Origin of the sequence: Micromonospora inyonensis (assembly GCF_900091415.1) — a bacterium.
In the GTDB taxonomy this organism is placed as follows: Bacteria; Actinomycetota; Actinomycetes; order Mycobacteriales; family Micromonosporaceae; genus Micromonospora; species Micromonospora inyonensis.
The window spans coordinates 2,587,598-2,600,025 of the sequence record NZ_FMHU01000002.1; the positions used below are offsets into that span (position 1 = coordinate 2,587,598).

Sequence of the window (12,428 nt, forward strand, 5' to 3'; positions counted from 1 at the left end):
AACGCTACTTCCAGGTGCGACTCCGGCGCTGAGCCTGGGCGAACAGTCCGGTCGCCGCGAGCGCCATCAGGCCGGGAAGCCAGTACTGCCACGCCTGAGAGAGCCCGGCGAATCCGGCAACGTTCTGGGTCACCTGAAGCAGCAGGACTCCGCAGAGAACCCCGATGAAGCTGCCGCGTCCGCCGAAGATGGAGGCGCCGCCAAGGACGACCGCGGTGATGCTCGCGAGCGTGTACGACGTCCCGGCGGTCGGGTCGCCGACCCCGATCTGGGCCGCGAGCAGGAAGGCGCCGAACAGTGTGCATACCGAACTCGCGACGTAGGCCAGTACCTGGACCCGGGCCACCGGGATGCCGAGTTTGTGTGCGGCCTGCTCGCTCGAACCGGTGCCGCGCAGGTACAGACCCGGCATGCACCGTCGCGACGCTAGTTCGAGGCCGAACAGCAGTACCACGCCCGCGACCACCGGCCAGGGGACCGGGCCGATCCTTGCCCTCAGCAGCACGGTAACCGGATCGGCGATCGCACCGCCGGGCACGTCGCGCATGACCAGTGACAGCCCCTGCAATGCCATGTACGTCACCAGCGTCGCCACCACGGGGGCGACCGCCGCGAACCGGACGAGCATGCCGTTCGCCCCGCCAATCGCGACGGCGAGCAGGACCATCAGCCCGACCCCTACGATCCACCAGACGACCGCGTACTCGTCGCTGACGTAGAACGACGCCACCACGACGAGGGCACCGCTGAGCGGACCGACGGAGAGGTCGATCCCGCCGGTCAACATCACGATCAGTTGCCCGGCGGACAGGAAGAGCAGGGGTGCGAGCAGTTCCAGCATGCTGCCGATGTTGAAGCTGGAGAGAAACCGTTCGTTCTGTGTCGCACCGACCAGGCCGAGGGCGAGCACGGCCGCGAGGAGGAAGAAACTCGGCCCCTGCTCACCGCTGAGCATGCGGCGCCACCGGCTTCCCCGGGCCCGGCCGCCGGACGTGACCTGCTCCACGGGTTTCGTGACCGGGCCGGTCAGCGACGCCGCCATGATGGCGTCGTCGGTGATGGCGTCACCCACGAGTTCGGCCACGACCCGGCCGCCGCAAAAGACCAGGACCCGGTCGCAGAGACCGGCGAGTTCCACGTTGTCCGAGCTGAGCACCACGACGGGTACTCCCGCGTCAGCGGTCTGCCGGAGCCGGTGGTAGATGTCGGAACGGACGCCGACGTCGATGCCCTGGGTGGGCTCGTCGCAGAGCAGGACCCTGGGGTCGGAGAGCAACGACCGGCCCAGGACCACCTTCTGCTGGTTACCGCCGGAGAGCGTCTCGACGGCCACGTCTGGCGAGGCGAGCCGCACCCCCAGGCCGGCGATCTCCCGTTGGACGATCCGCTCCTCGGACTGCGGGGCGATGACACCGGCACGTGCCGTCCGGTGGGTCGCCGCGACGGCCAGGTTCTCCCGGACGGAGTGGATGGTGGCCACTCCTTCGATGTGGCGTTCCTGGGGCATGAGCACGATGCCCGATGCGCGGGCCCGGCGTGGGCTCGACACGTCGACCGGGCGGTTGTCGACCGCCACCTGGCCACTGCTGCGCGTCGCGCCGCCGAGGGCCCTGATGAACTCCCGCTGGCCGTTGCCCTCGACGCCAGCCAGGCCAACGATCTCGTGCCGCGCCACGTCCACACTCACGTCGGCGAATCGGTCGGACGTCAGGTTCCGTACCCGGAGCACGGTTTCACCCGGCTCGTCGGCGCGGCCGGGGAACAGCGCCGTGACCTCGCGTCCGGCAACCCGGGTGACGATTTCCTGTTCGCTGACGTCGGACCGGTTGAAGGTGCCGCGAATCTGGCCGTCCCGCAGCACCGTGATGCGGTCAGCCAGCGCGAACACGTCGGGTAGCCGGTGGCTGATGTACACGACCGCGACCCCACGGGCCGCAAGCCCACGAATGCGCTCGAACAGTCGGTTGGTCTCGGCGGCCATGAACGCTTCGGTGGGTTCGTCGAAGATGACGACCTCCGGGTCGCAGGCGAGCGCGCCGCAGATCTCGACCGCCTGTTTCTCGGCGAGAGTCAGGGTGCGGACCGACGAGGTGGGGTCAATCGGCATTCCCATCGCTTCCAGCTTGTCCTTCGCCCACCGGGTGGCCTCGGCGAACCTGGGCCGCTTCGCCTCGGGGACCGACAGCATGAGGTTCTCGGTCACCGTCAGGTCGGCCAGCAGCGCTGGATGCTGGAAGGCGATCGCCAAGCCCTGCCTACGCGCGGCGGTCGGCGAGACCTCGGCTATCGGCCGCCCGCCGATCTCGACGCGACCAGCGTCCGGTTTCAGTGCCCCGGATGCGATCGCCATCAGGGTGGACTTCCCCGCGCCGTTGCCGCCGACGAGCGCATGGATCTCGCCTGCGCAGACCTCGAAATCGACCCGGTCGAGGGCGAGGAGGCCGGGGAAGCGTTTGGTCACACCGCGCATCACGAGGCGGGCGTTGGATCCAGCCATGGTTGGTGTCCCTTCGGATGCCTGGCCGTTGGTCGGTGTGCCGGCCAACGGCCAGGCATGGAGGTGGATCAGCTGTAGATGCTCTTGAACTGTTCGGGGCTGAGCTGCGCGGAGAGGATGGCGTTATTCGGCAGGGCCGGGTCGCACTTGGGCTGCTTGGCCTGGTCGAAGCTGTCCTCGTAGATCGGGATGTTGATGATCTCGGGTTCGTCGTTGGTGATTCCCTGCTTCGCCGCGACCGCCTTACGCAGGGCGAGTCGGACGATCCAGGTCCGGCTGGAGACGGTCACGATGTGGTAGTCCGGCTGTTGCGCACTGTGCTTGCGCCACGCACACGCGAAGCCGTTGAGGTCGTTGGCCGTCCAGAGGGGCAGCTTCCGGTTGGCCGCCTCGAAGGCGCGAATGCCGCCGAGGGATCCGTCGCCGGAGTCTGAGATGATCGCGTCGATCTTCGGATACTTGGTCAGTAGTCCGGCGACGACCCGCTGGGTCTGCGCGGGGTTCCAGTTCGTGTCGATCGGCTTGCCCGGTTCGTTCAGCAACTTGACGTTCCGGCAGGCGGGGTTGGCGGCGAACTCCTCCTCCACGCCCTTGATCTCCGTGGTGCTCTGGGTGTTGCCGGGCGTACCGCCGAGGACCAGCACGTTTCCGCCGGCGTCGCCCAGGCGCTCGCAGGTCCACCGCGCCCAGGTGTGCCCGTCGTTGATGGTGTTGTGGCCGACGAAGGTGGTGTAGTCCTTGCCGGGCGTACCGCCCGGGTTGGCGGTCCACGGGACGATGGCGACACCGGCCTTGAACGCCTCCCGGAGCGTGGGCAGCAGCGCCTCGCCGGCGTCGGGGAAGACGACGATGGCGTCGGCGCCCTGGGCGACGAGAGCCTTGATGTCGCTGATCGCCTTCTGTGGGTTGTTCTGGGCGTCGGAGTACGGCATGACGGTGAGGTTCGGGCACTTGCGGGCCTCGTCCTCGAACTCCGCCCGCGCCGTCTTGCGCCAGGCGTTGTCACCCGTCCCGTCGGCCAGCGCGACTTTCAACGGCTTGCTGCCGCAGAACTCCTGGATCGACTTCAGTTGGTTGACCTCGCCGATCCGGGTCTCGTCGCTGTAGACGGCCTCGACGTTCGCGGCGTTCGGCGAATCGTTCTTTTTGGCAGCGCATCCGGTGGCGGTGAGCAGGGCCGTGATCACCACCGCTCCGGCCGCCAGCGTGCGGCGTTGCTTGTCAGTCACTGTTTCTCCAGTTCAAGGGCTAGGGGAAAAATAGACGATGGGCGATGGGCGATGGGCGATGGACGATGGACGGTGGCAGGGGTTACCGGGGCTTGGTCCTGTCGAGCCGGCGTAGGACCCCGGTCAGTGGAAGCCGGCGCAGGACGACCGCTACCGCGAGCACGCACGCCTGGACGAGTAGCTGGATCGAGGTGGTGGCACCGGCAGCCAGGACGACCTGGTTCAGTTGGGTCAGAAACAGCGCGGCGACGCCGGTGGCGAGCGCGTTGCTCAGGCCGCCGCTCAGTACGCTTCCGCCGAGGACCACGGCGGCGATGGACGAGAGCTGATAGGTGTTACCGAGCAGGATGTCGGGCGTACGCAGGTATCCCGCGAGAAGCAGTCCGGCTGCGGCGTACAGAACCCCGGCCACGGTATAGGCGGAGACCTGGTACGCCGCGGTCCGGATACCCAGCAGCCGGGCGGCTGCGGGGTTGGCGCCCACTGCCATGAACCGGCGACCCAGCACCGACCGGCGACGCAGCCACTGGGCGGTCGCGACCAGCACCACTGCGATGATCAGAAGGTTGGGCACCAGCCACACCGAGTCGGTCGCGAAGCCGCTGAGACCCGGACCCGCCGAGCCGGGGAATCCTTTGGAGACCTGTAGGACCACGCCGATGAGGATCGCGTTCATGGCCAGGGTCACCACGAACGCCGCGATCCCGAACCGCACCACGGCGATGCCTGTGACGAGGCCGCCGGCCGCGCCCACGAGGAGCCCGAGACCGACTGCGACCGGGGCCGGGATGCCGGCGAGTTCCGGCACCTTGGTGACGAACACGGCCGCCAGGGCCATCGCGCCGGGCACCGAGAGGTCGATGCCGCCCTGGCTGACGACGAAGGCTTGCCCGAGCGCGGCGATCGCCAGGATCGCCGCGAACGGGAGCATCGAGTTCAGCGCGGAACCGGAGAGACTGCCCGGCGCGATCAGCGGGCTGGCCGCGAGGAGCAGGCCGGTCATCACCCACACCGGCGTGAACGGTCCCCGGGGCAGCCGCACCCGTGCTCCACGGACCTGCCTCGATTGCTGGTCAGGTTCGCTTACGTCGAGGGACATCCCGCACGTCCTTTCTGTCCGACCGGGGAGTGGGTGGTCATACAGCCGTGTAGCCGCCATCGATCGAAACGTCGGCACCGGTGATGAAGCTCGATGTGGGACCGAGCAGGAACACGACCAGTGCGGCGATCTCGGAGGCGTCCGCGATCCGGCGCAGCGGATGGGAGTCGATGAGCTGCCGTTCGGCAGCAACCGGGTCGGGTTGTGCCGCGAGGTACGTCCGAAGCTGGTCGGTACGGACTGCGCCTGGGCTCACCACGTTGCAGCGGATGTTGTGGCCGGCGTAGTCGGCGGCGATCTGCCGGCTCAGTTGGCGTACTGCACCCTTTGAGGCGCAGTACGCCGGCTGGTTGGGCAGGCCGACTCTCCCGGAGATGGACGAGAGGTTGACGATGGAGCCGCCCGATCCTTGACCAACCAGGGCTCGGACGACGTGTTTGCACGTGAGGAAGGTGCCGGTCGCGTTTACGGTGAGCACCCGTGTCCAGTCGGCGAGCGTGGTCTCGGTGAGCGGTGTGGAGATCATCGTGGCGGCACAGTTGGCCAGGCCGTCGACCCTGCCCCACGCGTCGAGTGCCGCGTCGACGGTGTCGCGGACGGCGTTCTCGTCGGTGATGTCGGCTACCTGGGCCAACGCCTGCCGCCCCTGAGAACGTAACTCCGCCGCCAGTCGCTCGATCCCCTCCGCACGCTGATCGACCAGCAGAACGGCATCGCCCGCCGCGGCGGCGGCACGTGCCACCGCGGCACCGATACCACCGCTCGCGCCGGTGATCATGATGGCGTTCCCCATGATCGGATCCTTTGGTTCGTAGGGTCAACGGATGTGCCGGACGGCCCGGCTGGTCGGGGGAATTGGGCGCGGGACTGCCATCGGGTCCCGTCTCTCGGATGCACCCGGCGGCATGGGTGGAGGGGTGCCCCGACTACTGTCCGAGGGTCATTCATCGCTGCTGTGACACCCGGTTGATGCTGCCGCTAACGTGGGGTTGACCTGCGTGAACACTTTATGAGCTGGCGACGAGGTTGACATGCTGCATGCAGCATGTCAAGAGCTTGACGGTGGCTTGGATTCGTTGGCATGCTGCATGCGACGTGTTGCTGGGCGGCCAGCCGGAGCAGAAGGCGGTGAGTGCGGGAGATGCCCGGGACGAATGAAACGGCGAGGGTCGCGGTCGCCCAACTGCCATCAACCAAGGGAAACCCGGATGCGAACGTCGCACGTACGACCGCGACGATCAGACGCGCCGGCGCGGAGGGCAACCACCTGGTGGTGTTTCCGGAGTGCACCCTCAGCGGATACCTGTTCGACTCGCGGGAGGAGGCCCAACGGGCCGCCATCGGGATCGGCGATCCCCGGATCGGGCACCTCGTCCAGGCTTGTCGGGATGCGTCGACCATCGCCGTGGTCGGCTTCCTCGAAACCGACGGCACCCTGCTCTACAACTCAGCGGTGACACTGGGCCCGCAGGGGGTGCTGGGGATCTACCGCAAGCAGCATCTGCCGTACCTCGGCGCCGACCGGTTCGTGACGCCCGGTCGCGGCGACACCCCGCCCGTGGTGGAGACCCCGGCCGGAAACGTCGGCACGATGATCTGCTTCGACCTGCGCTTCCCCGAGGCGGCTCGGGTGCTCGCCCTGCGTGGCGCGGACATCATCGCGATCCCGACCAACTGGCCGCGGAACGCGACCATGCTCTCCGACCACGTCACCCGGGTCCGGGCCCTGGAGAACCTCGTCTACCTCGCCGTCGCCGACCGCGCCGACGAGGAGAACGGCACTCATTTCCACGGCCGGAGCCAGGTGGTCTCCCCGGCCGGGCAGGTTCTGGTCGACGCGGGCACGGACGAAGGGATCTTCAGCGCCGAGGTGGAGATCGGCCAGGCCCGTAACAAGAAACTGGTGTTCGTTCCGGGAAGGTACGAACTCGAGATCTTCGCCAGACGCAGACCGGACCGGTACACCGACATCACCCGTCCGGTCCAGGGCGAGCGGGACCCGGACCGCGACTGAGGCCCGACGAAGCCAGGCGACCAGAGAAGGAGGGCGGCCGTGTGCGGACCTGAGTTCATCACCGAGACGACCCGACAGAAGATCGCGGCTTACGCCGCCGAGTTCCGGAAGGTGACCAGAAGTCCCTTCGGCGCCGACGACGAGATCGGCATGCTCAACCTGTTGTCCGTCGAATCCGCCCGTGAGGTCATGCGCCGCGCCGACGGCGGTGCCGCGATCGACCTGTCGGTGGACATGTTCGTGGGCATGCCCTCCTGGGTCAAGGCCGGTGACCCGCCCTTCCAACAGTGGATGACCCACACCCCCGCCGGTACGGTTCTCGACGACCTGACCGGGGCCGGCCGGGCCCAGAACGAACTGGTTTCCTACTCCGGCGACGCCGTGTCGATGTACACCCACACCGGGACGCACATCGACACGCTCAACCACTTCGGTTACCAGGGCGAGATCTGGAACGGATTCTCCGCCGCGCAGCACCTGAGTTCACGGCACTGGACCAGATGCGGAGCCGACAGGATCCCCCCGATCATCGGTCGGGGCGTGCTCTTCGACGTGGCCGCACTGCATGGCGTCGACATGCTGCCGGACAACTACGGCATTGGCGCCGACGACCTACGCAGCGCACTGAGAAGACAGCGGACCACCTTCCAGCCAGGGGACATCGCGCTGATCCGGACCGGTCGGATGACCCAGTGGCCCGATCCGCGGCGCTACATCGACAACAGCCCCGGACTGAACCTCGACGGCGCGCGGCTCCTCGCCCTGGCCGGGGCGGCAGTGATCGGCGGCGACAACTCCGCCCTCGAACAGATGCCGGCCAACGACCCGGAGAACTGGCAGGTGGTCCACACCTACCTGCTCGGGGAGGCCGGGGTGCCCATCATGGAGATCGTCGACTGTGAGCAGCTCGCTGCGGAGTCCCGCTACGAGTTCGCCTTCGTCGGGGCCTGCCTGAAGATCCGCGGCGCCACCGGCGCGCCGATGCGCCCCCTTGCCCTGCCACTGATCCGCTGAGCAACACGATCAGCCGGATTCCCACCGTCAATCATTTCGAGTAAGGCGACCCCTGTCATGCCCGAACAAGAGTTCACCTCTGCGGTCGACCGCAGCCGGACCGCCTACGGAGACGAGGGCTTCAGTCGCTTCCTGCGGCGCGCGTTCCTGGCTTCCCGCGGGTACGACGACATCGACCTCGACCGGCCCGTGGTCGGGATCGCCGTGACCACCTCCGACTACAACACCTGCCACCGGGACATGCCGGCCCTGCTCGAGGCCGTACGGCGGGGAGTCCTGGAGGCTGGCGGACTTCCATTGGACTTCCCCACCATCTCCCTCGGCGAGATCCTCACCTCGCCTACCTCCATGCTGTTCCGGAACCTGATGGCGATGGACACCGAGGAGATGATCCGCGCCTTGCCGATGGACGCCGCTGTCCTGCTCGGTGGCTGCGACAAGACCGTCCCGGCCCAGCTGATGGCCGCCGCGTCGTCGGACAAGCCGGTCATGCTCGAAGTGGTCGGACCGATGATGACGGGCAGTTGGCGAGGGCAACGGATGGGCGCCTGCACCGACTGCCGCCGGTTGTGGGGTGAGCACCGGGCGGGAAACCTGACGTCCTCGGACGTGACCGAGGCCCGAAGCGAACTGGTCACGACAGCCGGCACCTGCGCCGTCATGGGCACGGCTTCCACGATGGCCTGCATGGCGGAAACCCTCGGCATGATGCTGTCCGGTGGAGCCACCCCGGGGGCGTCGACCGGCGAGCGACTCCGTCACGGGGCCGCCACCGGACGACGCGCCGTCGAACTGGCCCGCCAGGGGGCGCCCGCGCCGCGACAGGTCCTCACCAGGGACGCGTTCGAGAACGCCATCAAGGTTCTCGCCGCGCTCGGCGGCTCCACCAACGCGCTCGTGCACATGGTCGCCGTGGCCCGCCGGGCCGGAGTCGACCTGTCCCTCGCCGACTTCGACACCATCGGCGCCAAGGTACCGCTGCTGGTCGACTGCAAACCGTCGGGCGCGAACTACATGGAGGACTTCCACCGCTCCGGTGGGCTTCCAGCCCTGCTCAAAGAGCTGGAACCACACCTGACGACATCGACGGTGGGTATCAGCGGACGCTCCCTGGCCGACCTGCTCACCGACACCGATCCCCGTGCCGACTGGCAGCACGTCATCCGACCGCTCGACGACCCCCTCGGGCCACCTGGGGCTCTCGCGGTACTGACCGGATCACTCGCCCCGAACGGCGCAGTGATCAAGACCTCGGCGGCAAGCCCGTCCCTGATGCAGCACACCGGCCCGGCCTTCGTCGTCGACGCCGACCAGGACATCGCCTCCATCCTCGACGACCCTGACCTCGACGTCACGCCCGACCACGTCCTCGTGCTGCGCTTCGCCGGACCGATCGCGGCGGGGATGCCGGAGGCCGGGGCCCTGCCGATCCCGGCCAAGCTGGCGCGGAGCGGCACACGGGACATGGTCAGGATCTCCGACGCGAGGATGAGCGGCACCTCGTACGGGACGGTTGTCCTGCACTGCGACCCCGAGGCCGCCGCCGGCGGGCCGCTCGCCGCCGTACGGAACGGTGACCTCATCCGGCTCGACATCCCCGCACGACGACTCGACCTGCTGGTGGATGAGGCGGAAGTCCAGCGACGCCTGGCCGATTTCACCCCTCCTCCACTGCCGGAGCGTGGCTGGCGACGGCTCTACGCGGAAACGGTCCTGCCCCCTAGCCAGGGCGCTGACCTTTCATTCTTGTAGGCTCCAGGCGAGGAATGTGGGGAACGATGGGATCGGCGACGTACCTGCGGACAGGGGGCCGCGAGGCTGTTGCACGCCGTGCCGACGGAAAGGGTGGGCGCGCGTGAAGCCACTGTCGGAGGATGCCTCGCTGACCGAACGGGTCTTCGAGCAGATCCGGGCTGCGATCATCTCCGGGGAACTGGCGCCCGGATCGCTGTACTCGGTAGTGGAGATCGCGAGTCAACTGGGCGTGTCGCGCACACCCGTACGCGAGGCGCTGTTGCAGTTCGCGGCCAACGGCATGGTCAGGTTCGAGCGCAGTCGTGGCGTACGAATCCTGGAACTCTCGGTCAAGGACATCGAGGAGATCTACTCGCTACGGCTGCTACTCGAGGCACCGTCGGCCTATCGCGCGGCGACCGAGATGAGCGATCGCGATCGCGCCGCCCTCAAGAAGGCGTTCGACGGCATGCGGAAGGCGTGCGACGCAGGCGACGAACGGCTCTTCCAACGACACGACCTGGCGTTCCACGAGGCGATCGTCCGGGCGGCGGGCAACGAGCGGGTCGTCCAGGTGGTGGCCAACACGCGTTCCCAAATGCACGCGCTGGGCCTGTCGACGACGAAGACCCGCACCCTCGCTGACATCCTGGCCGTCCACGAGAAAATCTATGTCAACATCATGGCTCGCGACCCGGCTGGTGCCAGCGACGCCGTCCAGGATCATCTGATCGGTACGTTGACGATGCTGGTGCAGCAGTCGACCGACGACCCGTCGGCCGTCGAGAACTACCAGCCACCCGTCAGACCGGTGAGGATGCCTTCCTAAACCCGTGCAGCAGGTGAGCGGGCTACGGACGGGAGAGGCGATGCACGATCGGTGTGGTGGACTCGTACAGCGCGAGGTAGTCGGCGTAGAGCGGCTTCGTACCGGTCATGGTGCCGAGGGTCCGGCTCGATCGAACGCAGCAGGGGGTTCCATTCCGCGGTGTCTGACGCCGCGCCGGTCGCGGTCGCGGCCAGCATCGCGTCGCCGTACGCGGCCCCGGGCTGTACCGTGCCAGAACTCATCGCACATGCTGTGAGCTCGGTTTTCTCGGCTCGGCTGATGATCGCCGGGTATGGTCGTGCGGTTGCTGTACTTGGGGATGATCCGCCTGTTCAGCGGTTTGGGGCTACTGATCCGCAGCGACAAAGTGCTGCTGGTCGAGGTCCTCGCGCTGCGGCATGAGGTGGCGGTGCTGCGCCGCCAGGCTCGGGGCCGGCCGCGACTGTCCTGGCCGGACCGGGCGATCCTGTCCGCCCTGGCGCGCCTGCTGCCCCGCGGGATACGGGGACACCGAATCGTGTGCCGTGCCATAACTCGTCGCACATGCTGTGAGCCGGGAGTTCTCGGCTCGGGCTGATGATCTCTGGTATGACCGTGCGGATGCTGTACCTGGGAATGATCAGCCTGTTCAGCGGACTGGGGTTGTTGATCCGGGGCGACAGGGCGTTGCTGGTCGAGGTTCTCGCGCTGCGGCATGAGGTAGCGGTGCTCCGCCGGCAGGTTCCCGGCCGGCTGCGGCTGTCCTGGCCGGACCGGGCGGTCCTGTCCGCCCTGGCCCGCCTGCTGCCCCGCCGGATACGGGAACATCGGATCGTCACCCCGGCCACGTTGCTGAACTGGCACCGCCGCCTGGTACGACGCCACTGGACCTACCCCAACCGACCCGGCCGACCACCAGTCAGCGACGAGATCCGGGACATGGTGCTACGGCTGGCCAGAGAGAACCCGCGATGGGGACACCGCAGAATCCAAGGCGAACTACAGCGGCTCGGCCATCGGATCGGAGCGGGCACGATCCGACGGATCCTGGCCGGCTGGCGGGTCGGCCCGCCGCCCCGCCAGCCAGACACCAACTGGCGCACCTTCCTGCGCAACCAGGCCACTGGCCTTCTGCCCATCGACTTCTTTCACCTCGACACGATCCTGCTGCGGCGCCTGTACGCGCTGGTGGTCATGGAGGTGTCCACCCGACGGGTCCACCTTCTTGGCGTCACCGCGCACCCCACTGGGCAGTGGGTGGTCCAGCAGGCCCGTAACCTCGCTATGGAGCTGGGCGAGCGTGCCAACCGGTTCCGGTTTCTCATCCGCGACCGCGACGGCAAGTACACCGCCGCCTTCGATCACGTCTTCGCCGCTGAAGGCATCACCGTGGTCAAGACCCCGCCCCGCACCCCGCGGGCCAACTGCTTCATCGAGCGCTGGGGCCGCAGCCTCCGCGACGAATGCACCGACCACGTGTTGATCTACAACGAGCGGCACGCGCTGGCCGTAGTCGGCGAGTACGTCGACCATTTCAACGACCACCGGCCGCATCAAGGGCGGCAGCAGCGGCCACCCAACCACGACCCGGCCGCCATCATCCCCATGGACAAGCCCGTACGACGCCGACGACGACTCAGCGGGGTGATCAACGAGTACCACCGGGCGGCATGAAATGATCTTCAAAATGCCAGGTCAAAGCCACTGAACGAGTTTTGGCACCGTACAAGATCGGGTGTCCCAGCGGTAGAGCGTACGGGCGCGGCGGATGAGTTGACCGACTGTGATGATTGCTGCGGCCAGGTACAGGTAGAAGTCGATGATGTTGGCGTTGCGGTCGGTGCAGCGGTGGATCGTGCCGAATCCGTTCATCCACGAGTTCGTCCGCTCGACCGCCCAGCGCTTGCCGACCTGGACCGGGGCGGGGATGCCCTTGCGCGCGATGTCGGGGTCGAAGCCCAGCTCGGCGAGGAGGTCCCGGCTCGGGTCGTTGTCGTAGGCGCGATCCAGATGCGCGGTGACCTGCTCGGGCC

The 12,428-nt window shown here is 67.8% G+C and carries 10 protein-coding genes and 1 pseudogene; 6 read left to right on the plus strand and 5 right to left on the minus strand.

What is annotated here, in order from left to right; genetic code table 11:
• Positions 1–4: 4 nt before the first annotated feature.
• The 4 genes from GA0074694_RS25880 to GA0074694_RS25895 form a co-directional block, all read right to left on the minus strand.
• On the minus strand, positions 5–2,497 hold the full coding sequence (locus tag GA0074694_RS25880; protein ID WP_091462623.1) for an ATP-binding cassette domain-containing protein: 2,493 nt from the start codon (positions 2,495–2,497) through the stop codon (positions 5–7).
• A gap of 68 nt (positions 2,498–2,565) precedes the next feature.
• Complete coding sequence (locus GA0074694_RS25885; protein ID WP_091462624.1) at positions 2,566–3,726, minus strand: substrate-binding domain-containing protein; 1,161 nt, start codon at positions 3,724–3,726, stop codon at positions 2,566–2,568.
• Between the two features lie 82 nt (positions 3,727–3,808).
• The gene (locus GA0074694_RS25890) at positions 3,809–4,768 is read right to left on the minus strand and encodes an ABC transporter permease (protein WP_176738127.1); all 960 of its coding nucleotides are present in this window, start codon (positions 4,766–4,768) and stop codon (positions 3,809–3,811) included.
• A gap of 94 nt (positions 4,769–4,862) precedes the next feature.
• Positions 4,863–5,618 (minus strand): SDR family NAD(P)-dependent oxidoreductase, encoded by a 756-nt coding sequence (locus GA0074694_RS25895; RefSeq protein WP_091462626.1) that lies wholly within the window; start codon positions 5,616–5,618, stop codon positions 4,863–4,865.
• 348 nt (positions 5,619–5,966) lie between these two features.
• On the opposite strand from GA0074694_RS25895, the gene GA0074694_RS25900 reads away from it, so the two are divergent.
• From GA0074694_RS25900 to GA0074694_RS25925, 6 genes are all read left to right on the plus strand, one after another.
• On the plus strand, positions 5,967–6,839 hold the full coding sequence (locus tag GA0074694_RS25900; protein WP_091464011.1) for a carbon-nitrogen hydrolase family protein: 873 nt from the start codon (positions 5,967–5,969) through the stop codon (positions 6,837–6,839).
• 39 nt (positions 6,840–6,878) lie between these two features.
• Complete coding sequence (locus tag GA0074694_RS25905; RefSeq protein ID WP_091462627.1) at positions 6,879–7,853, plus strand: cyclase family protein; 975 nt, start codon at positions 6,879–6,881, stop codon at positions 7,851–7,853.
• Between the two features lie 57 nt (positions 7,854–7,910).
• Complete coding sequence (locus tag GA0074694_RS25910; RefSeq protein ID WP_091462628.1) at positions 7,911–9,605, plus strand: dihydroxy-acid dehydratase; 1,695 nt, start codon at positions 7,911–7,913, stop codon at positions 9,603–9,605.
• Positions 9,606–9,708: 103 nt separating this feature from the next.
• Positions 9,709–10,416 (plus strand): GntR family transcriptional regulator, encoded by a 708-nt coding sequence (locus GA0074694_RS25915; protein WP_091462629.1) that lies wholly within the window; start codon positions 9,709–9,711, stop codon positions 10,414–10,416.
• Between the two features lie 292 nt (positions 10,417–10,708).
• Positions 10,709–10,993, plus strand: coding sequence for a hypothetical protein (locus GA0074694_RS25920; RefSeq protein WP_091462630.1), 285 nt, complete (start codon positions 10,709–10,711; stop codon positions 10,991–10,993).
• An 11-nt stretch (positions 10,994–11,004) separates the two neighbouring features.
• Complete coding sequence (locus GA0074694_RS25925; RefSeq protein WP_245714910.1) at positions 11,005–12,069, plus strand: integrase core domain-containing protein; 1,065 nt, start codon at positions 11,005–11,007, stop codon at positions 12,067–12,069.
• Between the two features lie 21 nt (positions 12,070–12,090).
• Here the strand turns inward: GA0074694_RS25925 and GA0074694_RS33345 are convergent.
• Positions 12,091–12,411: pseudogene (locus GA0074694_RS33345) on the minus strand (IS5/IS1182 family transposase); the annotation flags it as partial.
• Positions 12,412–12,428 lie beyond the last annotated feature (17 nt).

Bases quoted from the DNA above. Each gene is read 5' to 3' on its own strand.
- GA0074694_RS25895 (WP_091462626.1), bottom strand. From the start codon at position 5,618: ATGGGGAACGCCATCATGATCACCGGCGCGAGCGGTGGTATCGGTGCC.
- GA0074694_RS25910 (WP_091462628.1), top strand. From the start codon at position 7,911: ATGCCCGAACAAGAGTTCACCTCTGCGGTCGACCGCAGCCGGACCGCC.
- GA0074694_RS25925 (WP_245714910.1), top strand. From the start codon at position 11,005: ATGACCGTGCGGATGCTGTACCTGGGAATGATCAGCCTGTTCAGCGGA.
- GA0074694_RS25920 (WP_091462630.1), top strand. From the start codon at position 10,709: ATGGTCGTGCGGTTGCTGTACTTGGGGATGATCCGCCTGTTCAGCGGT.
- GA0074694_RS25900 (WP_091464011.1), top strand. From the start codon at position 5,967: ATGCCCGGGACGAATGAAACGGCGAGGGTCGCGGTCGCCCAACTGCCA.
- GA0074694_RS25880 (WP_091462623.1), bottom strand. From the start codon at position 2,497: ATGGCTGGATCCAACGCCCGCCTCGTGATGCGCGGTGTGACCAAACGC.